Here is a 24,098-nt window from a genome sequence, read left to right on the forward strand (position 1 = left end):
AGCTATGGCTATTCATGAGAAAAAAGAAGTGACAGGTTCCAGACCGCTCGGGAAACTATCCGCTTTTCCGATTGACCGAATGTGGAGTCCCCAATGTCAGACAAAAGCCGCCAGATGACGCCCGAAGAGGCTGCTGAATTTGCCGAACAGGTGTTCAACAAAGCGCGCGAGGGCGATGCGGCCATGATGGCTGCGCTGCTGACCAAGGGCTTGCCGCCGAACCTGCGCAACCACAAGGGCGACACGTTGCTGATGCTCGCCGCGTACCACGGCCATGTCGAGACGGTAAAAGTCCTGCTCGAGCACAAGGCCGACCCGGAAATCCGCAATGACAACGGCCAGAGCCCGATTGCCGGCGCGGCATTCAAAGGTGATCTGGCGGTGGTCAAGGCGTTGGTGGAAGGTGGCGCGCAAGTGGAAGGTTCGTCCTTCGACGGTCGTACTGCGTTGATGATGGCGGCAATGTTCAACCGCGTCGAAATCGTCGACTACCTGATCAGTAAAGGCGCTGATCCGAAAGCCAAGGATGCCAACGGCGTATCCGCGCTGGACGCGGCCAAAACCATGGGGGCGGTGGATACCACGGCACAATTGCAGAAACTCCTGGCCTGACCTCTGTGGTGCTGCGGGGCTTTTGTGGCGAGGGGGCTTGCCCCCGTTCGGCTGCGAAGCAGTCGTAAATCCGGCGAATGCGGTCTATCTGAACGACTGCGGTGGCTGATTTTGGGGCTGCTTCGCAACCCAGCGGGAGCAAGCTCCCTCGCCACAAAATGCGTTATCCTTCGCGCCCTCAAATCTCCCTCGCTACAGGATCCACCTCATGAAAGCCGCACTCGTCGAACTCATCAGCAAAATCAGCTCCGGGTGCATGAGCGATGACGAAATCCTGAAAGTCGCTGACGAAGCGGCTCAGGCCTACGCCGATCCAGAAGCTTTTCTGACGGCCAATCCAGACATCAACTACGACGACACCTTCCCGATCCCGTTGGGTGAGTGGGTGGTCGTCGGCAGCTTGCCGGAAACCGTGCTGTTCCAGGCCGACACCTACATGGACCTGTTCGCGCAGATCGTCGCTTCGTTCGGCCCCGGCGTCGATTTCAACATCAAACCCAAGCAACTAGCCAAGACCGAAGCCCTGACGGCGCTCAATCGCATTCAGGTGCAGATGGGCAGCATGAACAAGGAAAACGGCGGTTACACGCTGATGAACTTCAGTCAGTTGCTCGACGACGAACTGCAAGTGGTGCTGGTCTACGGTAATGACGTGCCACGGGTGCTGGAGTTGTGCGCCGAAGTCGGCATCGCCGCGGCGCCATCCCTGGAAGCCTTGAAAGTCGCGATCCACGTCTGAAGCTGTCCAGGACGGTAATAAAACGGAACCCTCGTAAGGCCCGACTATCCTAAGAGGGCATACCACTCTTCGGGAGCGTCACCATGGGTTCCACGTTCAACAGCCTGGTTGGCCTGATTATTCTTGCCCTGGATATCTGGGCCATCATCAACGTGCTTAAAAGTGGCGCCGAGACCGGGATGAAAATCATCTGGGTGCTATTGATCCTGCTGCTGCCGGTCCTGGGCCTGATCATCTGGGCCATCGCCGGGCCGAGGGGCAATGTGCGGATCTGACTTGTTTCGCCTGCAACACTGAACCTGTGGGAGCGTGGCTTGCCCGCGATGCAGGCGCTGCGGTCTGTCAGCTGCAACGCGGCGATCCTATCGCGGGCAAGCCACGCTCCCACAGGTCCTGTGTTTTTTCATGCCGACACGCGGTAATCCGTTGAACGATCAGTCAGGGGTAAAGTCCAGATAGAAGTAAGCCCATCCATGGGTTTTATCGAGGAGGCACCGATGCAAAAGTGGAAAATCACTTTCGTGGATGATCACGGTGAAACAGTGGACGAACTCTTCGAGTGCGAGGAATGCCCGAATAGCGAGCAAGCCGCCAAACTCATTCGCGCCCGACGCCTGCCGATCGCTGCCGAACTGGATCTCAATGATCTGGAGGGTCGTACCGATGATCCGACCGTCAAAAGTCTGAAATCCCAGAACAGCATTGAAATCATCAGTATTACCCCGATCTGATACACCTCTTGTCACATTCACACCCAGACCTTGGCAGCAGCTCTATCTTGGGGCTACTCTGCAAGCGAGATCAGCGAATGACTCGCTAAGGTCTGGTCTTGTCAGCTACATGCTTGTTTCCCATCGGCAACCTCTGTTGCCGTATCGCTCTCACCAATCGGTTGAAAGTGCAGGGAATACGGAAAGTCTATCCATCAGTCTGAGGGGGACGTTTCATGAGCACAGCCTATCAAGAAGACATCAGCAGCAGCGTGCTGCGCCGCATGAAAGAAGGCGGTTTCGACTTTTCACGATTCCATCCCATCGAGTTCTACGCCATTTTTCCGGACGAGGAGCGGGCACGCAGGGCGGCAGGTCATTTCAGTGGTGAATCCTTGAATGCTCAGATCAGCGTGCGCGATGACGGCGCGTGGCATCTGGAACTGAGCAAAGTGATGTACGCCACCTACGACGGGATCGGCGACTTTGAGCAGGACTTCGAGGCGGTGGTCGAGCCTCTGGGCGGTATCATCGAAGGATGGGGCGTCAAGCAGGAGGTACGAGGGCTACTCGCATAACTTTATGAACAGTGACAACACTCAGCAACGGCTGACCTTTGGGTTGGCCGTTTTCGTTTGTGGGGGGAAGATCAAGAGATCGCAGCCTCGTTTCACTCGACAGCTCCTAGGGTGAAACGAGGCTGCGATCTTTTGATCTGGGTTTTTGATTCATAACGTTTCAAAAAAACAAAAAAAACCGCCTGAGCAGGCGGCTAAAGGGAAGTTTCGGTCAGGTTTTCCAGCGAATACGCGGATTATCCGCATCGCCCCCCGGGCAGTGAAATCAACTCTGGCTATGCTGCTGATAGGCGACAGCATTGCTTCGCCATGAAGCGGGGGCAATCAGGTTGGGGCATTTACCGCACAGAATTGGTGCGGTGCGTGTTGCGTCATTATCCAACTGATTGATATCAAAGCGTTTATGCCGATGGCACGGGCCTTGCGAAGGCCTGGATGTCCGGGTGACAAGGAGTACGGCATGATCCGCACCTATTTTGATGAGATGTACGATGCCGGCGGCCAGGTCCGCCCGCATTATCGGGAGTTTGCCCGTTGGCTGGCCGAAACACCTGACGAGCTTTTGGCCCAACGGCGACGCGAGGCCGATCTGTTATTTCATCGTGCCGGGATTACCTTCACGCTCTATGGTGATGAGCAAGGGACAGAGCGCCTGATTCCCTTCGACACCATTCCTCGCAGTATCCCCGCCAGTGAATGGCGGGTCGTCGAGCGCGGCTGCATTCAGCGGGTCAAGGCATTGAACATGTTCCTTGCCGACCTCTATCACGAGCAGCGCATCATCAAGGCCGGCATCATCCCGGCCGAGCAAGTGCTGGCCAACGAGCAATACCAGTTGGCGATGCAAGGGCTGGATCTGCACCGCGATATCTATTCGCACATTTCCGGTGTCGACCTGGTACGCGATGGCGACGGCACGTACTACGTGCTCGAAGACAATCTTCGTACCCCCAGCGGCGTGAGCTACATGCTCGAAGATCGCAAGATGATGATGCGATTGTTCCCCGAATTGTTCGCAGCCCAGCGCATCGCGCCCATCGACCATTACCCGAACCTGTTGCTCGACACCCTGAAAAGCTCCAGTCCGATCGACAACCCGAGCGTGGTGGTACTGACGCCGGGGCGCTTCAACAGCGCGTTTTTCGAGCATGCGTTCCTGGCTCGGGAAATGGGCGTTGAACTGGTGGAGGGCGCGGACCTGTTCGTGCGTGACGACAAGGTGTTCATGCGCACCACGGACGGGCCGAAAGCCGTCGACGTGATCTATCGTCGCCTCGACGATGCCTTCCTCGATCCGTTGGCGTTCAACCCGGACTCGATGCTCGGCGTTCCAGGTCTGCTGTCGTCCTACCGTTCCGGCAACGTGGTGCTGGCGAATGCCATCGGCACCGGGGTCGCGGATGACAAGTCGGTGTACCCCTTCGTCACGGACATGATTCGTTTCTATCTGGATGAAGAGCCGATCCTGAAGAACGTGCCGACATGGCAGTGTCGTAATCCCTCTGAGCTGTCCCACGTGCTGGCCAATCTTCCAGAACTGGTGGTCAAGGAAACCCAGGGCTCCGGTGGTTACGGAATGCTGGTGGGGCCGGCGGCGACGGCGGCGGAAATCGAATCTTTCCGTGAGCGGATCAAAGCCAAGCCCCACGCGTACATCGCCCAACCGACGTTGTCTTTATCGACCTGTCCGACCTTTGTTGAAAACGGCATCGCTCCACGCCATATCGACCTGCGTCCGTTTGTATTGTCTGGCCGCGAAACCCGGGTTGTGCCCGGCGGTTTGACCCGTGTCGCCTTGCGCGAAGGCTCCCTGGTGGTGAATTCCTCCCAGGGCGGCGGAACCAAGGACACCTGGGTGGTCGAGGATTGAAGGAAGCCTGCCATGTTAAGTAGAACTGCCTCGGATCTGTATTGGATGTCGCGTTACCTGGAGCGGGCCGAAAACCTCGCACGGATGCTCGACATCAGTTATTCGCTGTCACTGATGCCTCAGGACGGTCGTGGCGATGGCTTGCACGAACTCGCCATGCCGTTGCTGATCACCGGTACTCTGGACGATTACCTGGAGCGCCACGGCGATTTGCACGCCGAACGGCTGCTGCATTTTTTCGCCCTGGATGCGGCCAACCCGGCGAGCATCTATAGCTGCCTCGGTGCTGCGCGAGCCAGCGCCCATGCGGTGCGTGGGCGGATCACCGCCGACATGTGGGAAAACATCAACGCCACCTGGCTGGAGATTCGCGGGATCGCCGAGCAGGGCTTGAGTCGCTACGGCATGAGCCGTTTCTGTGAGTGGATCAAGGAACGTTCCCACCTGTTCCGCGGCGCGTCCTACGGCACCATCATGCGTAACGATGCGTTCCGCTTCATTCGTCTGGGCACCTTTATCGAAAGGGCTGACAACACCTTGCGCCTGCTCGACGCCCGTTACGAAATGGCCGGCGATCAGGCCGAAGCGGTCAGCGACGGCACGGCTCACGCCTATTACCAGTGGAGCGCCTTGCTGCGGGCCTTGTCGTCGTTCGAGGCCTATACCGAGATCTATCGCGACGCCCCTGGCGCCCGGCATGTGGCCGAGTTGCTGCTGCTGCGCGCCGACGTGCCGCGATCTTTGCGGGCCTGCACCGAAGAAATCGACCAGATCCTCGCCCAATTGCCGGGGGCCAACGGCCGTCCTGCCCAGCGTTTGGCGGCAGAAATGGACGCGCGCCTGCGCTACACCGGTATCAACGAAATCCTCGACGAAGGCCTGCATGCCTGGCTGACCGAGTTCATCCCGCTGGTGCGCCAGTTGGGCAACGCCATACACAGTTCCTACCTGGAGGCTGCATGAGACTTTCCATTAGCCACGAGACCACCTATCACTACGAAGATCAGGTGCGGGCGAGCATCCAGTACCTGCGACTGACCCCACACGACAGCGAGCGCCAACACGTGCTCAGCTGGCAGCTCGACCTGCCACGCCCGGTGCGCGCGCAACTCGATCCATTCGGCAACATTCTGCATGTGCTGACCCTGGACGAACCCCACGAGGCAATCATTATCGGCGCCCGTGGGCAGGTAGATATCGACGAGTTGCGCGAAGCCGAGCATGAAAGCCAGTCGGCGCTGCCGTTCCTGCGCTTCACGCGCCTGACCGAGGCCGACGAAGCGCTGCGCGCATTCGCCGAGAAGGCCTGCAAACAACGCCGGGATCGTACGGCGCTGATCGATTTGATGCATGGCCTGAACCAGCACATGACCTACACGCCGGGTTCCACGGAAGTAGACACCAGCGCCGCCCAGGCTTTCGCCGGGCGTTCCGGTGTCTGCCAGGACCACACCCATGCGTTCCTCGCCTGCGCCCGCAGCCTGGGCATTCCCTCGCGTTATGTGTCGGGGTATTTGTACAGCGAGAACAGCGAACATTTGGCCAGTCACGCCTGGGCTGAAGCCTGGCTGGATGACGCCTGGTACAGCTTCGACGTGACCAACGAACTGGCCCGCCCGGAGCGTCACCTGAAACTGGCCGTGGGCCTCGACTACCTGGACGCCTGTCCGGTGCGCGGCATGCGTCGTGGTGGCGGGTGCGAGCAGATGCATGCCAAGGTGTTTGTGTCACCGACGCCTGCGCCGGTGATTTCGGTGCAACAGCAGTAACCTACCACCGATCGTTCCCACGCTCCGCGTGGGAATGCCTCCACGGACGCTCCGCGTTCGGCTTTGGATGTGACGCAGAGCGTCACGGGCTGCATTCCCACGCGGAGCGTGGGAACGATCACTGACAGGAAGGATGTCTTCAGGGCTTCACCTTGCGCCCCGCCATGTGCTTCAAATACCCCACCAACAATTCCAGATCCCCCTCCGGCAACACCGTCGTCGCGAACGCCGGCATCTTCGCCTGTGGCCACTGGCGCAAGCTCTGCGGATCACGAATGTAGCGCTTGAGGAAATCCGCGCCGAAGTACTCGGTCGGGTTGAACGGAATATTCAGGTCCGGCCCGAACTGCGCATCCCCCGCGCCATTCAATCGATGACACGCCAGGCAGTTCTTCTGAAACAGCGCAAAGCCCTTGTTCACTGGATCGTCCGCCTTCAGCGCAGGATCGGGCAGCAGGGCAGGGAAGCGCTCGGCCACCGGGGCCATGCGCTTGATGCTCGCTACTTCGAACGGCCATTGCTCGGGGCTGATATTGCCCGTTTGCGGATCGGTCCAGACCAGATAAAACGGTCCCGCACTGTGCTTACCCTCTGACAACGGTGGCCACGGCTTGGCCGGGTCTTCAATCGCCAGCCAGGCCCGCGCGCCTTGGGTGTTGAGTAACGGCGCGGCGGCCAGTTCGGCGGCAAAACCGTCCAGGGCAACGGCTTGCAGATGATCCTCAGGCTTGATGCCCGTCAACAACGCCGCCAACGGCACGGCGCGATAGCTCATGTCCCGTTTGTAGGAAACGTCGTTGGTGATCGTGATGGTCTGAACCTGAGGATGCTTGAGCAATTGCTCGGTCTGCCAGGTGCGAGAACTCGCGCCCAGCTCCAGATTCAGCTGTGCGGCAGACAGAGGCATGCTGAGCAGCAAGGCCCCAAACACAATGAGCGCTTTCAAGTGATCGCCGTCCATGTCGTGGATGTGCCGCAAAGGTTGGCACAGCCACGCCGGCTCGAATAGCGAGCCAATCACATTTTTATCAGGCGAAATGAAAACCCTGATGCTCGATCAGCCAATCACTTTGGTCAGGTTCGGCAAAATCAACAACAGTGTAGTGGCGAATAGAATGAGCCCGGCTTGACGAACTTTCGAATGCTTGAACATGGCTTGACCGCCTTTTTTGTTATTTCCTGGTGCCTGCCTGCATATCCATGACGGCAGAGCGCTGCACTTCCTGTAGGACGAGTGCCTCGGCAAAACCCGACGACAACTTCGTACAGGTTTACCTTAGGGCCCGCGTTACGCTTGACTTAGATCCATTTCGTATGGAATTAGCACTAATCACTGCTAAAAAGGCATGAGGCTTATGGCCAGCTTCTTGGGCGCCCGTTTGCTAGACAGCTTGGTGACTTGAATCGGTTTATCCGATAGCAGACTACCGTTCGTCTGAGCGTGACCGTCAACGCCAATGAGCGCTGTGGTCATTGAATCCACGGCTGCTGGGCATAAGGTGAGGGCATAAAGATCAGGGTCACACGGTCTCCTGTAGGAGCCGCCGAAGGCTGCGATCTTTTGATCTTCATTCACCATCAGGTTCGAGGACGTCATGACCCAGGCTTTGATATTCGACGCGTTACGCACGCCCCGTGGTAAAGGCAAGGCCAATGGCGCCTTGCACAGCGTCAAGCCAGTGAATCTGGTGGCCGGGCTGTTGACGGCGCTGCAGCAGCGCACGTCCCTGGACACCAGTCAGGTGGATGATGTGGTGCTCGGCTGCGTGACGCCCATCGGCGATCAGGGTTCCGACATCGCCAAGACCGCCACGCAGGTGGCCGATTGGGACGTCAGCGTGGCCGGTATGCAGCTCAATCGCTTCTGCGCGTCGGGTCTGGAAGCGGTGAACCTCGGCGCAATGAAAGTGCGCTCCGGCTTCGAAGACCTGGTGGTGGTCGGTGGCGTCGAGTCGATGTCCCGCGTGCCCATGGGTAGCGATGGCGGGGCTTGGGCGCTGGACCCGGAAACCAATTTGCACAACCACTTCACGCCCCAGGGCGTGGGTGCGGACCTGATCGCCACGATTGAAGGTTTCAGCCGTCAGGACGTCGATGCCTTCGCGTTGCACTCCCAGCAGAAGGCGGCGCGGGCGCGAGCGAACGGTTCGTTCAACAAGTCGCTGGTGCCGGTGCAGGACCAGAACGGCATCATTCTGCTCGATCACGATGAGTTCATTCGTGCCGAATCGACGATGGAAGGCCTGGGCAAGCTCAAGCCGAGTTTCGAAATGATCGGGCAAATGGGCTTCGACGCCACCGCATTGCGGGTTTACAGCCAGGTGGAGCGGATTAACCACGTTCATACGCCGGGCAACAGCTCCGGGATCGTCGATGGCGCAGCGCTGATGCTGATCGGCTCCGAAGCGAAGGGCCGGGCGCTGGGCTTGCAGCCACGGGCGCGAATCGTCGCCACGGCGGTCACCAGCACTGACCCGACCATCATGCTCACCGGTCCCGCGCCGGCGACCCGCAAGGCGCTGGCCAAGGCCGGGCTACGGGTCGAAGACATCGACCTGTTCGAAGTCAATGAAGCGTTCGCCTCGGTGGTGCTCAAGTTCATCAAAGACATGGCCATCGACCCCGACAAGGTCAACGTCAACGGCGGCTCCATCGCCATGGGCCACCCGCTCGGCGCCACCGGCTGCGCGATTCTCGGCACGCTGCTCGATGAACTGGAAGCCCGGCGCCTGCGCTATGGCCTGGCGACATTGTGTGTCGGCGGCGGCATGGGCATTGCCACCATCATCGAACGCCTCTGAGCCCTGACTTAAAGGAAAATTGCCATGACCGAAGCCATCCGTTACGAAAAGGGTCAGGACCAGATTGTCGTTCTGACCATCGACATGCCGGGCCAGAGTGCCAACACCATGAACGCGGTCTACCGCGACGCCATGGCCACCTGCGTCGCCCGACTGGTCGCCGACAAGGACGCCATTGCCGGCGTGATCATCACCTCGGCCAAGAAGACCTTCTTCGCCGGCGGCGACCTCAATGAACTGATCAAGGTCGGCAAACCCGAAGCCAAAGCCTTTTACGACATGGTGCTGACACTCAAGGGCCAACTGCGCACCCTGGAAACCCTCGGCAAACCGGTGGTCGCTGCGATCAATGGCGCGGCGCTCGGTGGCGGTTGGGAAATCTGTCTGGCCTGTCATCACCGCGTCGCGCTGGACAACCCATCGGTGCTGCTGGGTCTGCCGGAAGTCACTCTTGGCCTGTTGCCGGGCGGCGGCGGGGTAGTGCGCATGGTCCGCATGCTGGGCATCGAAAAAGCGCTGCCGTATCTGCTTGAAGGCAAGAAAATCCGCCCGCAACAGGCGTTGCAGGCGCGGTTGATCGACGAGTTGGCCGCCGATCGCGATGAACTGATGGCCAAGGCGCGGGCGTGGATTGTCGATCACCCGGTCGCTGTGCAGCGCTGGGACGTGAAGGGTTATCAGATTCCTGGCGGCACGCCGTCGGATCCCAAGCTCGCGCCGATGCTTGCTATCACGCCATCGATTCTGCGCAGCAAAACCCAGGGCTGCCTGCCTGCGCCGGAGAAAATCCTCTGTGCTGCGGTGGAAGGCGCTCAAGTGGATTTCGACACGGCGCACCTGATCGAAACCCGCTATTTCACCGAGCTGACCACCGGCCAGGTGTCGAAAAACCTCATTGGCACGTTCTGGTTTCAGCTCAATGAAATCAATGCCGGCGGCTCTCGGCCCCAAGGCATAGCGCCTTACGTAACAAAGAAAGTCGGCGTGCTCGGCGCCGGGATGATGGGCGCGGGCATCGCGTTTGTCAGCGCATCGGTCGGCATCGACGTGGTGCTCAAAGACATCAACCTCGCCGCGGCAGAGAAGGGCAAGGCCCACTCGGCGGCGTTGCTGGACAAGAAGGTTGCGCGTGGTCAGTTAACCCGGGAGCAGCGCGAGGATATTTTGGCGCGAATCCATGCCACCGAAAACGATGCGGATCTGGCCGGTTGCGATTTGATCATTGAAGCGGTGTTTGAAGATCGCGAACTGAAGGCCAAGGTCTCATCGGCGGCGCGAGCAGTCGTCGGCCCGGATGCGGTCATCGCCTCCAACACCTCGACCTTGCCGATCAGTGGCTTGGCCACCGCCGTGCCGGACCAGACGAAATTCATCGGCCTGCATTTCTTCAGTCCCGTGGAGAAAATGCCGTTGGTGGAAATCATCAAGGGCGTCCATACCAGCGACGAAACCCTGGCTCGCGGTTTCGATTTCGTCCTGCAAATCAAGAAGACCCCGATCGTGGTCAATGACAGTCGCGGCTTCTTTACCTCACGAGTATTTGGCACCTTCACCAACGAGGGCATCGCCATGCTCGGCGAAGGTGTGAGCGCGCCGATGATCGAGACCGAAGCGCGCAAGGCCGGTATGCCTGTCGGACCTCTGGCGATCTCCGACGAAGTTTCCCTCAGCCTCATGAGCCATATCCGCGAACAAACCGCCAAAGACCTGCGAGTAGAAGGGAAACCGCTGATTGAGCACCCGGCGTTCGCAGTGATTGACTTGCTGCTCAAGGAATACAAGCGTCCGGGCAAGGCCGCTGGAGGTGGTTTCTACGATTACCCGGCCACAGGGCAGAAGCATTTGTGGCCTGAGCTGAAAACCCGCTTCGAGAAAGCCGATGGGCAGATTTCGCCGAAGGACATACGCGATCGACTGCTGTTCGTCCAAGCCATCGAAACCGTGCGCTGCATGGAAGAGGGCGTGCTGACCTCGACGGCGGATGCCAACGTTGGCTCGATCTTCGGCATCGGCTTCGCGGCCTGGACCGGCGGTGCGCTGCAGTTCATCAATCAGTATGGCGTGAAAGACTTCGTCGCCCGCGCCCAGTACCTGGCCGAGCAGTACGGCGAGCGCTTCACTCCACCTGCACTGCTGCTGGAGAAAGCCGCCAAAAACGCGTTGTTCTAAGGGGCGTTCCAAGGGACCGATGACGCGTTCCGGGGCTTGCCTTGCCACCGTGTTTCAAGGCAGGCTCTGGGGTGTGCATTATTCCCATCATGTGTCAGGTATTTTTTATGTCGTTACGCATCTGCATTCTGGAAACTGACATCCTGCGTCCGGAACTGGTCGATCAATATCAGGGTTACGGGCAGATGTTCCAGCGTCTGTTTTCGCAGCAACCCATCGCTGCCGAGTTCACCGTGTACAACGTGATGCAGGGCGATTATCCCAGCGATGACCTGACCTTTGATGCGTATCTGGTCACCGGCAGCAAAGCCGATTCCTTCGGCACCGACCCGTGGATTCAAACCCTCAAGACGTACCTGCTGAAACGCTATGAGCGCGGCGACAAACTGTTGGGCGTGTGCTTCGGCCATCAACTGCTGGCGCTGCTGTTGGGTGGCAAGAGCGAGCGGGCGACCCAGGGCTGGGGAGTCGGCACCCACAAATACAAACTCGCGGCCAAGGCGCCGTGGATGAGCCCTCTGAGGGAGGAACTGACGCTGCTGATCAGCCATCAGGATCAGGTCACCGCGCTCCCGGAAAACGCCACGGTGATTGCTTCGAGTGATTTCTGCCCGTTCGCCGCGTACCACATTAACGATCAAGTGCTGTGCTTCCAGGGGCACCCGGAGTTCATTCACGATTACTCACGGGCGTTGTTGGATATTCGTCAGGAAGCGCTGGGCGAGCAGATTTATTCGAAAGGTATGGCCAGTCTTGAACACGAGCATCACGGCACGACCGTCGCAGAGTGGATGATGCGGTTTGTGGCGCACAAGCCTGAGGGTGAGGGTGAGTCGGTTAAGCCTTAAAGGCTTCGCGGGCAAGCCTCGCTCCTACAGGAGGTTCGGTGTTCTTGTAGGAGCGAGGCTTGCCCGCGAATTCGTTCAGACGCCTCAGTCCTGACTACAACCATCCCGACCGCTTGAAACTCGCCCACAAACCGACACACCCAATAGTAATAAACCCCAACACCCCGAAATACCCGTAATGCCAACTCAACTCTGGCATGTCCTCGAAGTTCATCCCGTAAATCCCCGCTATCGCCGTCGGGAACGCCAGAATCGCCGCCCACGCCGCGAACTTGCGCTGCACCACGCTCTGGCGTGACGCCTCCAGCAACACCCCGACCTCGATGGTCTGGCTGGCAATGTCCGCCAGGGTCGTCAGGTCTTCCATCTGCCGCGTGACATGAATCTGCACGTCGCGGAAATACGGGCGCATGTTCTTGTCGATGAACGGAAAGCTCAGCTTTTGCAGTTCCTCACCGATCTCCACCATGGGTGCCGCAAACCGGCGCAAGCGCAATACATCGCGGCGAAGGCCGTGGAGTTTCTGGATATCGCGCTCCTTCAGTGAACCGCAGAGGACATTGCTCTCCAGCTCATCGATCTCGGCATGAATCGCTTCGCCCATCGGCTGGTAGTTTTCAATCACGAAGTCGAGAATGGCATAGAGTACGAAATCCTCCCCATGCTCCAACAACAGCGGCCGCGCCTCACAGCGCTGTCGGACGTACGCGTAGGACGCCGAATGTCCATTGCGTGCGGTAATGATGTAACCCTTGCCGGCGAAGATATGAGTCTCGATGAACTGCAGTTTGCCTTCATTGCGGATTGGCGAATACGTGACGATAAACAGCGCGTCGCCGAACGTCTCCAGCTTCGGTCGGCTGTGTTTTTCCAGGGCATCTTCGATCGCCAGTTCATGCAGGTTGAACTGACGTTGCAGGTTGAACAGCTCTTCGGCGTTCGGCTCTTCCAGACCAATCCAGACAAAGTGGCCGGGCTTGGCAGCCCAGGCAGCGCCTTCGTCGAGGGTGATATTGGTGACTTTTTTACCGGCGCTGTAAACCGCAGCAGCAACGACTCTACCCATGATTTTGGTTCACTTCTTATTAGCGCTTTGTATTAGCAAAAATGCCGTGGCAAGCAGGATTCAGCTTAACCTTGTCTGCTGCTTGAGAGTCAGCAAAATCTGTAGAGTTCGCAGGCAAAAGAAAACCCGCACAGGGCGGGCTTCTTTCAGGCGGCCTGCAGTTGCCGATCCATCGAGTCGATGCACTCGCGCATCTGCTCACGGCACTGGGCGATCAGCATCGGCATGTCATCCAGACTCAATCCAGCCGTAGGAATCGCCGGCAGCGAACGGATCAGAATTTTCCCACTGCGCCAGCGGTTCAATCGCATGTGTTTGACGTAACTGCTGACACACACCGGAACAATCGGCACGCCTGCGGCAATCGCCATCTGGAACGCACCTTTTTTGAACGGCAGCAGTTCTTCGCCGAGGTTGCGCGTGCCTTCCGGGAAGACCCAGATCGAGGTGTCTTCATGCTGCAAGGTGCGAGTCGTGGTCAGCATCGACTGGCGTGCCTTGTGCGCATTGCCGCGGTCGATCAACACATTGCCGGCCAGCCAGAACAACTGCCCGAACAAAGGCACCCACTTCAGGCTCTTCTTGCCAATGCACACGGTGCGGCGGGGCACCACGTTGCCGAACACAAACAGATCGTAGTTGGACTGGTGGTTGGCAATGATCACGCAGCTGTCAGGCTTATCCATTAATGGCCCGACGTCGGCCTTCACTCGCAAACGCAGAATGCACATCGCCGGCCACGCGTATAAACGTGCGCATAAACGGCTGTTGTCCGGATTGAACGGCCGGCACAGACCGAGAATCACCCCAAGCATGCCGGCCAGAATAAAGTGCAAGCCCATCAATAACATACGAAACAAAAACAGCATTTAAAGGGCCCACCGGGACAAAAGGTGGCGCAGTGTACGGATGTGCACTGTTTTCGGCAATTGCCGCTATAGAAGTGGGAGATAGCCGATGTTTGAGCGCTTGTTTCCGACTTATGGGTCAGATGCGGTTTAGAGCGGTTGTAAGGTTTTAAACCAAGCGGGCAAGAAAAAGCCCGATACGACGGTCGGGCTTTTCGGTACAGCGCGTTCGGGCTTAACCCATATGCTCCTGATCCAGGATGATCGCGTTGTCCAGCGTCTCCAGCAACGCCTTGCGCACTTTCAGCTTGGTGTTTTTATGGGCGGTCATGTTGAGCTTCTTCAACTGACGAGCCGCTGCCAGCGCTGCGCCTTGCAGCTCTTCGGCCGACACCACCACATCAAGGAAGCCGGCATCCACAGCACTCTGCGGATTGAACATCTCGGCATTGATCACCGCACGATGAAACGCCGACTTGCGCAGACGATCACGCGCCAGTTCGATACCGGCGTGGTGCATGGTCATGCCGATCTGCACTTCGTTCAGGCCAATGCTGAACGGGCCATCGACACCAATGCGGTAGTCAGCCGACAACAGAATAAACGCACCCTTGGCCACCGCATGCCCAGGGCACGCCACGACCACCGGGAACGGGTGCGACAGCAGGCGACGAGCCAATGTCGACCCAGCTGCCACTAGCGCTCTGGCCTCGTTAGGGCCGGCCGTCATCACCTTCAAGTCGTAACCGCCCGAAAAAATCCCCGGCTGACTGGTAATGATCACCACCGCCCGATCCGCCACCGCCCGATCCAGCGCAGCGTTAAACGCAACAATCACATCCGGTGAGATGGCATTGACCTTGCCATTGCTCAAGGTCAGGGTCGCGATACCGTCTTCGAGATGGTAAGAAATCAACTCACTCATGACGCCAATCCTTCTAATAAAGTAGGGCAGACGTTACCCACCGCCGTAGGCCAGGTAAAGCGCCGTGACTGACCACCCGGTCACCCTTTTCCCCGCCCGGCAAGCGTTGCCGGCCACGCCAGCCGCGCATTCCCCTCTATATAGAAGAGGGCGTGAAGCCGGAGATTGGCGGGTTTGCCATGGCACGGCACCCGGCGGAACGACTAAATCGCTAACCGCATGAAAATTCTGCAAAAAAAGTTTGCCATCAGAAAAGCTTTCGACTACATTAGCGCGCCTCGACAGACAGAACATGTTTGACGAGATACGGTGAAGTGTCCGAGTGGCTTAAGGAGCACGCCTGGAAAGTGTGTATACAGGAAACTGTATCGAGAGTTCGAATCTCTCCTTCACCGCCAAATTCGATGTACACAAAACCCCTGATTTCGAGAGAAGTCAGGGGTTTTGTGGTTTCTGGTGTCTGGATTATTCAATCATGGCTGTCACTGGCGGCCCCCTTTTCAAGCTGCCCTCTAAGCCCCATTTCAGGTGAATTCCGCCCCCCTGTTAGACTGGCAACCCGCTCGACGGGAATCGATCTCTATACTCAATTCTCGCGCCGTTTTCCCATCGTTTCACCCAATCGACGGCAGCTCTGAACAAGGACATTTCATGATCACCACCACAACCCACACCATCGAAGGCCGGCAAATTACCGCATACCTGGACATCGTCAGCGCCGAGTCGGTGCAGGGCGTCAACGTGATCCGTGATCTATTTGCTGGTATGCGGGATTTTTTCGGTGGGCGCTCTCAAACGTTGGAGCGAGCATTGAAAGATGCGCGGATTCAGGCGACCGACGAGATCAAGGAGCGGGCGCGAGCGCTTCAAGCGGATGCAGTGGTAGGGCTCGATTATGAGATCAGCATGCCGGCCGGCAAGGGTGGGATGGTGGTGGTGTTTGTGACCGGGACGGCGGTCAAGCTGAGGTAGGACGCCGCGCTGGCCATTCGTCGGGCACGTAACAATCTGAATCACAAGTCCGAGAATGACCGGCTAGTCTCAAAATCCTGGGTGGTGGATATTTTTCAGGCAAATAGGGCTTGCCGGTATCGACCCGTTTTGAGAGGAGCGAAGATATGACTGAGCCGTATATCGAAGACGACGGGGCGGAGTTTCCAATCAATAATTGCGTGCAGTGTGGTCAGACGGACTATGTGCCGAGCTTCGGTGAAGACCGTATCAAAATCAACAAAATCAAATCTACGGTACCTCGAACTCGAGGGCCGAAATCGAAATTCATGCCCAAGCTGGGTGCGCCTTCCCGGAAGTAAACAGTGACTCGTACGAACCCCGCCATTGAGCGGGGTTTCTTGTTTTTGAAGGGAAAAAAGCATGCTTGGAGGCAGTGCGGGGAAATGTCCTACAGTCATGCAGGTTTTTTCACAAACTTTTCACACCTGCCTACGTAGTCTCAGCTCATCCGTTAGAAAGCAGTACCCTGGCCCGTCTCCCCAGCGGGCTTTTTTTTGCCTGTCATAAAACCTTTTCCATAAATGCTGTCCAACCGTCGCCAATGACGAGGTTGTTCCGTGTTTGTGTCTGGACTTTGCCTCCTCTAAAGCATTCAATCTCCGGCCTTTCGGTTTCCCCCTTTTTTTGAGGTTCTCGTTATGCGTTTGACACTGCCTGCTCTGGTTCTGGGCCTTTTGGTTGCTCAAGGTGCGATGGCTGCCGGTGATGGCACTGCTGCGCTCGGTGGTGGTCTGGGTGGCGCACTGGGTAATGTGGTCGGTCAGAAAATGGGCGGCAGCACAGGTGCAGCGATTGGTGCCGGCGTAGCGGGCGCAGCTGGCAGTGCTGTTGCAGCACGCAAAGGCAGCCGCACCAAAGCGGCCATCGGCGGCGGTGTCGGCGCGGCGGGCGGGTCGGTAATCGGCAACAGCCTGGGCGGCAAGACTGGCTCCACTATCGGTGCAGGCCTGGGTGGTGCATTGGGCGGCGGCGTGGGCAGCAATCTGTCCAAAAAAGGCCATTGATCCCAAGATGATCCGCTGAAGAAGCCCGGCTCAATGCCGGGCTTCTTCGTTTTGGAACGTTTCTGAAGTATGTGGCTCAAATCTCTTACAGCCGGTATCTGATTTGCTGTTCAACAGACGCAGATGCCAGACTGATGCCTATCCGCGGCACGATCTTCCCCCGATGCGGAAATTAGAGGTTCATATCATGCGTTTGACATTGTCCACGGTGGTTTTAGGACTTTTGATTGCTCAGGGTGCGATGGCTGCCGGCGACGGCACCGCTGCAGTGGGCGGTGGTCTTGGCGGCGCGTTGGGTAACGTGGTCGGCGGTCAACTAGGCGGCAGCACAGGAGCCGCGGTTGGCGCTGGTGTCGGTGGTGCGGCGGGCAGCGCGGTCGGTGCGCGCAAGGGCAGTCGAACAGAAGCGGCTGTTGGCGGCGGTATCGGCGCCGCAGGCGGCTCGGTGATCGGCAATAGTCTGGGCGGCTCCACCGGTTCGACCATTGGCGCTGGTGTGGGCGGTGCAGCCGGTGGCGCGGTGGGCAGCAACCTGGGTAATGACAGCGGCAGCTCGCATTCCGGTGGCGGCAACCACAAACACAAGCATAAAAATAAGTACAAGCATCGCTAACTCGATATCGAGTGACAGTAAAAACCCGGCCCAGTGCCGGGTTTTTCGTTTCTGTCACCAGGACTCTGGAACGTTTGCCCGTAGGACGCCTCGAACTTCATACACCCCCGAACGTTGTGAGGCATGTCATGACTCCGGAAACAGAAGGCATGGAAGATGAAGGTCCAATCAATGATCCTGGCAACGAAGATCCGGGGTCTCTGATGGACGACGCCACGGTGCCGCTCAACGATGCCGATGACGCAGGCGATGTGGGCAACTATGAAAATGATGAGTATGACGAGGAAGACGACGAGTGATCGTGCTTTGCGGTCCGGCCGACCGATCGTCCTTCTGATCGAACCGCATCTATCGTGTTGTCCTCGAAATATCAGGATCTGCTTTTCAGGTCCATTGAGAGGTGCGTTATGAACGCTGATCCAAAAGACTCCGATATCGACGACGATACCCCCGAATACCCGCTGCCTTCACCCACCGACTCCCTGAGTCGCGACCAGCGCCCGCCCGACGATGACGACACCGGCGTGGAGCAGGTGCCCACCGATACCGATGATGTGAAGCGCGGGGATGTGGAAGCCCATCCCGATGACCCGGACATTGCCGGTGACGATCTATCGGGAGAACCGAGCTGAAACCTGCGCAGCGATCCATCGCCGCTCGTCGATTGCGCGGCACCTTTAAAAAGCGACCGCTGCCAGACATCAGGTAAAGCACTCTTTAAAGGAGGTGCGCCATGATCAGGTCAAAACTGACGACCCTGACGGTGGTCGGCTTATTGTCGATCAGTTCATTGGCGGCGTTTGCTCAATCTTCTGGCCGCGATGCGCCGGTCGACAAGGGCGGGATGCCGCCATACTCGGAAATGAATGCGGGCGCCTCGGATGGGAAGGTGCCGCCACCGGACACCATTGGTGGTGGGAATGGCGGTGATGCCAACGGGAGTAGCACCAGCCCGGGGGAGGGAAGTGGGTCGATGAGCGATGGCAGTTCGATGGGGAGTGGTTCTGGAAGTGGGTCTGGAGAGTCAGGTGGTTCTGAGAGTGGTGGGACGGATAGGACAGATGGTGGTACTGGAGGTTAGAGATCCTTAAGCCCGGACGTGAGCCGGGCTTTTTATGATTAGAGCTTTTCTGATTCAATCCAGCATCTATAGAAAGATTGCTGTTCGTTTGGATCATTTGTTAGGTTGTTGTCATCATAATCAAAAATATAAACTACATCGGTGAGCGACGAGGCTTTACCCAATGTCAATTCATATGCTTTCAACCCAAGAGACATTTGTGATGACATACTGGAAGGATGTACGTTGATTTTTGATCCCTTGCAGAGAAATTGTATGTTGGGGTTGTCCTCTCGAACACGTGCGAAGCACCTATAAAAGTCACTGTCCGAATATGTTTTGTTAAAGCCATTTTTCATTGTGAAAGTTATGGTTACGTCTTTGTTGTCGCATATAAGGTTGGCGATTTCCTTTGTGTCGTCAATGCTTATGGTTATTTCAACCTTAGATATCATTTTTTTATTATCCTATACGGATTTGGTATGGAGTAACCGAGCTCTCTGCCATCGTCAATGATTAGAGTGGCGCCAAGTACGTCGGAATTTTCTATTCGGTTAGCTATGGCAATCTCTTTTTCTGATCCGAAAAGGTAGGCTTGTCCAAGCTCTTTCTGTAAATCATATCCATCTATTTTTTGAAGAGTATAGAGGTAACCTACTTTTGTGTGATAGCCGGTTGCGAAAAGCTTGCCAACATCTCGCGACGGCGACGTGCTGATGAAATTACTGGGTGGGTTTTCACTATCTATAGAGTGGAGCAATAGATCATTGCTTTTACCTTTGCTTTTAAAACCGTTTTGAAATACATCGTCGGGCTCTCGTTCATCCCCACGGTATAAGTACTCCTCTTCTCTTTTAGGTGAGGGAGTTATTGCCTCCCCCTCATCAACCCCCACCTTACCCGCCGGATCCACATCCCCAAACGACGGCTTCTTACACCCATCCCCTCCCGGACACTCACTCAACCCCAACGGATCAACCCAGCCCGTCGGATTGCGCGTGTATTGATACCCGTTTAACCCACCCGCCAACTTACTCGGGTCCGGTGTCAGGTACCGCCCGACATCCGGGTTGTAGTACCGGTGCCGGTTGTAATGCAGGCCGGTTTCGGCGTCGAAATACTGGCCTTGAAAGCGCAGCGGCTGATCGAGGACTTGGTGGGTGTCGCGGTTGAGGCGGGTGAGGCGGCCGTAGGCGGTGTATCGGGCGGCCCAGATGATGTCGCCGCTGTAGTCGGTGAGTTCTTGCGGTGTTCCGAGGTGGTCGAGTTGGTAGTAGAACGGGCAGGCTTGACGTGGGCCTTTGCCGTCGAGCATGGCCAGTGGACGGAAGGTGCCGGGTTCGTAGATGTAGCTTCGATGGTGATCCTGGCTGTGTTCGGCGACGAGGTGGTCGCCTTGCCAGAAGAACTCGGTGGTTTTGCCATCGACGGATTTGCTGATACGGCGGCCGAAGGCGTCGTAGCGGTAAGTGGCTTGGCTGCCATTGGGCAGGGTGGCGCCGATCAACCGGTGCTGGCAGTCGTAGTGGTATTCGGTGACGAGTTTTTGCGCGGTGCCGCGACGCTCGCGGATCAGGTTGCCGAAGGCGTCGTAGTCGTAATGTCGATCGCCTTGTATCAGCAGGCGATTACCCAGCACCTTCGCAACGCCGGAACGATCCTGCATCAACAGATTGCCGGCCGGGTCGTGGGCGAAGCTTTCCGGTGATTGGTCTCGGGAATGGCGGACGCGGATCAGGCGGTCGAGCGAGTCGTATTGGTAGCTGCGCTGGCCGTGGCGGGTGTCGGCGATGTGGTCGAGATTGCCGTTGGTGTTGTAGGCATAGTCGCGACGGTACAGCGGATGTCGATGTTGGCTGACAGCATGGGCCTTCAGCCGGCTCTGGTCGTCGTAGGCGTATTCGCTGAGCAACAGACCCTGTTGGCGGTTTTGTTCGCGACCGAAGGCAAACTGGTGGGTGGTGAGTCGTGTGCCATTGAGGTCAATGGCCGTCAGCGCGCCACCCTTGGCGTGGTGGTAATCGAGTTTGCTGTTGTCTGGCAGACGCAGGTGGTTAAGTCGGCCGCACGCGTCGTAGCGATAACGCAATGTGCCCCAACTTTGATGCTCGGTGATCAGCCTGTCCTGGGCGTCGTATTCGAACTCCAGCGGATGGTCGTGGCCGTCATCGACACTGACCAGTCGGCCGAGGCGGTCATAGCGGTACTTGACCTGGACGCCATCGGGCAGGGTCTTGACCAACAGACGTCCAGCCGAGTCCCGCTGATAGCCGGTGATCAGCTGCGAGCCGTCATCACCGAACTCGGATTTCTCCTGCAGGTGGCCGTTGAGATCGTAGCTGTAAGCGGTGCGGCGGCCGTCGAAGCCGGTTTCTTGTCGGATCAGGCCGTTGGGCGTGTAGTCCAGCCGATAGTGTTCGCCGGCTTCGTTTTCGATGTCCGTGAGCAGCAGCTGGGCGTTGTCATAGCGATAACGCAGTTGCGTGCCATCGGGATTAATGCGGCGGCTGACCAGGTGCAGATCGTCGGCATATTCATAGCGAGTGACGCGGCCCAGTTCATCGCGCTCGGCGGTGATCTTGCCATAGGCGTTGTAACTGAAGGCGCGACTGGCGCCGGTGGGACGCGTCGTCTGAACCAGTCGCCCGACGGCATCCCATTGGTACTGGGTGAGCGCACCGTGTTCGTCCTGACGGGTCGTCTGTCGGCCTAACGCATCGTAGGAAAAGCGCCGCTGACTACCGTCCGGCAAGGTCTCTTCGAGTAGTTGTCCCAGTCCGTTCCAGATGAAGACATGCCGGCTGTTGTCCGGGAAGCGGATCGACAGCAAACGCCCCTGAGCGTCGTGGTGGTAGTGAGTGACCTGGCCGTCCGGATCGGTGGCTTCGGTAACATCCCCCTGGGCATTGCGTTGATACTTCCACACCGCTTTGCCGCGATAGCGTGCATGCAGGAAACCATTGCGGTATTCGTAGGATGTTGGCTCGTCTTGCGGCGGAACCAGCGCGACCAACCGTCCGACTTCGTCGTAACGGTATTCAGTGATCGCCCCGAGCGGATCCTGTTCGGCTACCAACCGGCCATTGTCGTCGTAGGCCTTAAGGTGTTCGCCGCCATCCAGCTCGACCCGACGCACCAGCCGCGCCCGATCATCGTGGACATAAACCTCTTGGCTGCCATCGATGTTCTGGACGGTGACGCTGCCCTGGTCGTCCCAGACATAACGCGTGTCCATCTGGGAAAACGACGCCCAATGCCGCACGCATCGCGCGGCCTTGCCAGACCTTTCCCACTCCCAGAAGAAACTCGCGCCACCGGCCAGTTGCCGCTGCAGAATCACGTGCTGGTCGTCGTAATCGTAACGCTCGCTTTCACCGGCGGCATTGGTTGCTTCGATCAAGCGTTGGCGGGCGTCGTAGCGATAGAAAACCAGCGTCTGCTCTGTATGCCAGGCTTCACCCACGGTATCGGTGGGATGAAACGACTGATATTCAATGGCGACGAGGTGCCTGCGCTCGTAGCGCAACAGCAGGGAACGACCGGCGCCGTTATCGAGGCGTTGAATGCGATCCTGACGGTCGCGAGTGATGTGGAGGCGGTTGTTGTAGACGTCGCTGATCGCCGTCAAGCGACCCTCTCGAAAGTGATAGAACCGGCTCGTCTCGCCGGCCAACGCGAGAATCAACTCTTGCGACTCATTCCCAAGGTAAATCGCTGCCCGCGACAGGCTGTTATGAATCGCCGGACGCTCGACGCTCGGCAACGGAAAGGTGGTGCGACGGTTTTCATGGTCGATCCAGACGACCTGTTCATCGTCCAGCTCCAACCGCTGTGCCAGCGAATGGCTCCAGCCCCAGCCCAGTCCGCAATCGATTTTCGCCGCGCTGGTGCGGTACAACCGGGTAAAGGCAAACGGTAGCAGCCCGTCCAGCGAACCGTCGGTGAGGGTCAGCAGCTCTTCACCGGTGACCATCGACACCGGGCAGCCGTTGGTGCAGGTCCGTGCCGCGCAATCGGCGCTGTCGCCGTTGGGGTTTTTCGCCTGACTCGATGCATCGTCGTGAGGTTCGTGACGGCCCAGCCGGGTCATGGCGTTGGACTTGTCGCGAGCAATGGCGACTGGATTGTTCACCTGCACAACCGGTGAGTCGCCGGCGCTGATCTGTAGCGGAACCGTTGGTGCAGGTTTCAGCGGTGCATTTCGCGCACTGACCACGAGCGGTTTGAGCGCGCCAGCGTGGGCTGTCAGGTCAGATTTGGTCGTTAGTTCGGCCAGTCGCAAACTGGCCGCCGCCAACCACTGTCGCGCCTGCCGGGACTTGATCTTGTCCAGTACTTTGGCGCTCATGCCGAGCTTCAGGCCCGTAGGGCCGGTGAGGCGCACCAGCAGGAAACTGATCAATAGTTCTGTACGAATTTGCGCCACGACTTCAGCGATGTACTGCGGCGGCAACATCTTTATCCAACTGATGAAGGCGGCGAGATGGATGAACATCAATGGCTCATCGCTCAACATCAGCAACACATTGGCGATGGCTTCAGCCGAGGCATTCAGCAGCGTCTCGAGCTCGCCTTGGGTCAGGTACTCAAGGAGTTTTTCGCTATTGGTTTGCAGGTCGGCCACCAGGGCGTAGACCTGCTTCACGTCATCCCACAAACCCTGCAGCGAACGCTCAAGGCCGCGCCAGTCGGCCTGTTGCAGCAGGCCGTAGCGCTGAGTGAAGGTTGCCTCGGAGAAACCTGCCCATAAAGGCTCGAATTCGCTCGACCATTCATTGCGCAACCAGCCTTCCAGCTCGCCGATCACGCCTTGATAGGAGGCATAGAGCGCTTTGACGTGATCAGCGCAAACATTGGGAAAGAAGGTGATGCGATAACGCTGGCCGCGCCAGCAGTCGGGGATTTCGAGGATGCCGCTGGGGCCGATGGTTTCGTGAACGGGCTCACCGAACGTCAGTTCACCATTACGCTGCGAGATAACCGGTTCGAGCATCACCGGCGTATCGCCGATCGGCACGAAACGCGCGGCCTCAAACATATGAACCAGGGTCAACGGACCGCTGGCAGGGCACATGGCGAGCGTTGAACTGACAGGGGTAGTGGAGTCCTTCGGTGCGCTGAGCCGGACTTCGTTGCCGACCTTGAACACCTGCTCGACATCCAGTGCCCCACCGGTCCAGAAGTTTTCCGCCCAGGCCTCGTAGTCGTTGAGGCAGAGTCGAAAATCACCGAGCAATGCTTCGATGTCCGGCTGCTCGGGGTTCATGGCGGCGACCACCAGCAAGCCGATGGCATTGTTCAAGGCCAGGACCTTGTCAGGTTCGAACATTCGCAGTCCCTCGCGCTGATTAATCTGGAGCGCAAGACTTTGCGGGGGATCAACGAGGAAAGAAGTCGGGAAAAGAGGTGTTTGGTGTAGGGGAAGTCGCTAAATCATCGTGGGCGTCCTCGACACAGTTTTTTGTGTCCGCC

At 58.0% G+C, this 24,098-nt stretch carries 24 protein-coding genes and 1 tRNA gene; 19 read left to right on the forward strand and 6 right to left on the reverse strand.

What is annotated here, in order from left to right:
- Positions 1-93: 93 nt before the first annotated feature.
- The 8 genes from ACQKPC_RS14450 to ACQKPC_RS14485 all read left to right on the forward strand — a co-directional run bounded on the left by ACQKPC_RS14450 (position 94) and on the right by ACQKPC_RS14485 (position 6,278).
- A complete protein-coding gene (locus tag ACQKPC_RS14450) occupies positions 94-612 on the forward strand; it encodes an ankyrin repeat domain-containing protein (protein WP_007898805.1) in 519 nt (172 codons plus the stop codon).
- A gap of 208 nt (positions 613-820) precedes the next feature.
- Complete coding sequence (locus ACQKPC_RS14455) at positions 821-1,351, forward strand: hypothetical protein (RefSeq protein ID WP_427625218.1); 531 nt, start codon at positions 821-823, stop codon at positions 1,349-1,351.
- An 83-nt stretch (positions 1,352-1,434) separates the two neighbouring features.
- Positions 1,435-1,626, forward strand: coding sequence for a PLDc N-terminal domain-containing protein (locus tag ACQKPC_RS14460; RefSeq protein ID WP_007902193.1), 192 nt, complete (start codon positions 1,435-1,437; stop codon positions 1,624-1,626).
- A 222-nt stretch (positions 1,627-1,848) separates the two neighbouring features.
- Complete coding sequence (locus tag ACQKPC_RS14465) at positions 1,849-2,082, forward strand: hypothetical protein (RefSeq protein WP_008073014.1); 234 nt, start codon at positions 1,849-1,851, stop codon at positions 2,080-2,082.
- 215 nt (positions 2,083-2,297) lie between these two features.
- The gene (locus tag ACQKPC_RS14470; protein WP_008005633.1) at positions 2,298-2,639 is read left to right on the forward strand and encodes a ribonuclease E inhibitor RraB; all 342 of its coding nucleotides are present in this window, start codon (positions 2,298-2,300) and stop codon (positions 2,637-2,639) included.
- A 460-nt stretch (positions 2,640-3,099) separates the two neighbouring features.
- Entirely contained in the window at positions 3,100-4,509 is a 1,410-nt protein-coding gene (locus ACQKPC_RS14475) for a circularly permuted type 2 ATP-grasp protein (protein WP_007902187.1), read from the forward strand.
- Positions 4,510-4,521: 12 nt separating this feature from the next.
- Positions 4,522-5,472, forward strand: a complete 951-nt coding sequence (locus ACQKPC_RS14480) for an alpha-E domain-containing protein (RefSeq protein WP_010456611.1) — start codon at positions 4,522-4,524, stop codon at positions 5,470-5,472.
- Positions 5,469-6,278 carry a transglutaminase family protein gene (locus tag ACQKPC_RS14485; RefSeq protein WP_048394414.1) on the forward strand — a complete coding sequence of 270 codons (810 nt, stop codon included), beginning with the start codon at positions 5,469-5,471 and terminating at the stop codon, positions 6,276-6,278. The genes ACQKPC_RS14480 and ACQKPC_RS14485 overlap by 4 nt, the downstream gene beginning before the upstream one ends.
- Positions 6,279-6,417: 139 nt before the next feature.
- Here ACQKPC_RS14485 and ACQKPC_RS14490 read toward each other — a convergent pair whose 3' ends face one another.
- Positions 6,418-7,239 carry a c-type cytochrome gene (locus ACQKPC_RS14490; protein ID WP_427625253.1) on the reverse strand — a complete coding sequence of 274 codons (822 nt, stop codon included), beginning with the start codon at positions 7,237-7,239 and terminating at the stop codon, positions 6,418-6,420.
- 634 nt (positions 7,240-7,873) lie between these two features.
- On the opposite strand from ACQKPC_RS14490, the gene ACQKPC_RS14495 reads away from it, so the two are divergent.
- The 3 genes from ACQKPC_RS14495 (at position 7,874) to ACQKPC_RS14505 (ending at position 12,096) form a co-directional block, all read left to right on the forward strand.
- Entirely contained in the window at positions 7,874-9,079 is a 1,206-nt protein-coding gene (locus tag ACQKPC_RS14495) for an acetyl-CoA C-acetyltransferase (RefSeq protein ID WP_427625220.1), read from the forward strand.
- A gap of 24 nt (positions 9,080-9,103) precedes the next feature.
- The gene (locus ACQKPC_RS14500) at positions 9,104-11,248 is read left to right on the forward strand and encodes a 3-hydroxyacyl-CoA dehydrogenase NAD-binding domain-containing protein (RefSeq protein WP_427625221.1); all 2,145 of its coding nucleotides are present in this window, start codon (positions 9,104-9,106) and stop codon (positions 11,246-11,248) included.
- Positions 11,249-11,355: 107 nt separating this feature from the next.
- Positions 11,356-12,096 (forward strand): amidotransferase, encoded by a 741-nt coding sequence (locus tag ACQKPC_RS14505; RefSeq protein WP_427625223.1) that lies wholly within the window; start codon positions 11,356-11,358, stop codon positions 12,094-12,096.
- Positions 12,097-12,190: 94 nt separating this feature from the next.
- Here ACQKPC_RS14505 and ACQKPC_RS14510 read toward each other — a convergent pair whose 3' ends face one another.
- From ACQKPC_RS14510 to ACQKPC_RS14520, 3 genes are all read right to left on the reverse strand, one after another.
- Complete coding sequence (locus tag ACQKPC_RS14510) at positions 12,191-13,162, reverse strand: magnesium and cobalt transport protein CorA (RefSeq protein ID WP_218394316.1); 972 nt, start codon at positions 13,160-13,162, stop codon at positions 12,191-12,193.
- Between the two features lie 146 nt (positions 13,163-13,308).
- Positions 13,309-14,031: a lysophospholipid acyltransferase family protein gene (locus tag ACQKPC_RS14515; protein ID WP_427625224.1), complete on the reverse strand. Its 723-nt coding sequence runs from the start codon at positions 14,029-14,031 to the stop codon at positions 13,309-13,311.
- Between the two features lie 214 nt (positions 14,032-14,245).
- Entirely contained in the window at positions 14,246-14,935 is a 690-nt protein-coding gene (locus tag ACQKPC_RS14520; protein WP_008073002.1) for a crotonase/enoyl-CoA hydratase family protein, read from the reverse strand.
- 308 nt (positions 14,936-15,243) lie between these two features.
- On the opposite strand from ACQKPC_RS14520, the gene ACQKPC_RS14525 reads away from it, so the two are divergent.
- The 8 genes from ACQKPC_RS14525 to ACQKPC_RS14560 all read left to right on the forward strand — a co-directional run bounded on the left by ACQKPC_RS14525 (position 15,244) and on the right by ACQKPC_RS14560 (position 18,647).
- Positions 15,244-15,333, forward strand: a tRNA-Ser gene (locus ACQKPC_RS14525).
- 253 nt (positions 15,334-15,586) lie between these two features.
- The gene (locus ACQKPC_RS14530) at positions 15,587-15,907 is read left to right on the forward strand and encodes a YbjQ family protein (RefSeq protein ID WP_007902143.1); all 321 of its coding nucleotides are present in this window, start codon (positions 15,587-15,589) and stop codon (positions 15,905-15,907) included.
- Positions 15,908-16,053: 146 nt separating this feature from the next.
- Entirely contained in the window at positions 16,054-16,248 is a 195-nt protein-coding gene (locus ACQKPC_RS14535; protein ID WP_008072999.1) for a hypothetical protein, read from the forward strand.
- 339 nt (positions 16,249-16,587) lie between these two features.
- Entirely contained in the window at positions 16,588-16,953 is a 366-nt protein-coding gene (locus ACQKPC_RS14540; protein ID WP_007902140.1) for a hypothetical protein, read from the forward strand.
- 187 nt (positions 16,954-17,140) lie between these two features.
- Positions 17,141-17,566 carry a glycine zipper domain-containing protein gene (locus tag ACQKPC_RS14545; protein ID WP_123496365.1) on the forward strand — a complete coding sequence of 142 codons (426 nt, stop codon included), beginning with the start codon at positions 17,141-17,143 and terminating at the stop codon, positions 17,564-17,566.
- A gap of 128 nt (positions 17,567-17,694) precedes the next feature.
- Positions 17,695-17,865: a hypothetical protein gene (locus ACQKPC_RS14550; RefSeq protein WP_427625226.1), complete on the forward strand. Its 171-nt coding sequence runs from the start codon at positions 17,695-17,697 to the stop codon at positions 17,863-17,865.
- A gap of 108 nt (positions 17,866-17,973) precedes the next feature.
- Positions 17,974-18,198, forward strand: coding sequence for a hypothetical protein (locus ACQKPC_RS14555; protein ID WP_063342996.1), 225 nt, complete (start codon positions 17,974-17,976; stop codon positions 18,196-18,198).
- Between the two features lie 101 nt (positions 18,199-18,299).
- On the forward strand, positions 18,300-18,647 hold the full coding sequence (locus ACQKPC_RS14560) for a hypothetical protein (RefSeq protein ID WP_427625227.1): 348 nt from the start codon (positions 18,300-18,302) through the stop codon (positions 18,645-18,647).
- Between the two features lie 38 nt (positions 18,648-18,685).
- Here ACQKPC_RS14560 and ACQKPC_RS14565 read toward each other — a convergent pair whose 3' ends face one another.
- Together ACQKPC_RS14565 and ACQKPC_RS14570 are read right to left on the reverse strand one after the other, a co-directional pair.
- Positions 18,686-19,081, reverse strand: a complete 396-nt coding sequence (locus ACQKPC_RS14565) for a hypothetical protein (RefSeq protein ID WP_427625228.1) — start codon at positions 19,079-19,081, stop codon at positions 18,686-18,688.
- Complete coding sequence (locus tag ACQKPC_RS14570) at positions 19,078-23,955, reverse strand: RHS repeat-associated core domain-containing protein (RefSeq protein WP_427625229.1); 4,878 nt, start codon at positions 23,953-23,955, stop codon at positions 19,078-19,080. The genes ACQKPC_RS14565 and ACQKPC_RS14570 overlap by 4 nt, the downstream gene beginning before the upstream one ends.
- Positions 23,956-24,098 lie beyond the last annotated feature (143 nt).

The sequence above is a fragment of the Pseudomonas sp. NPDC089918 genome (assembly GCF_050280605.1).
In the GTDB taxonomy this organism is placed as follows: Bacteria; Pseudomonadota; Gammaproteobacteria; order Pseudomonadales; family Pseudomonadaceae; genus Aquipseudomonas.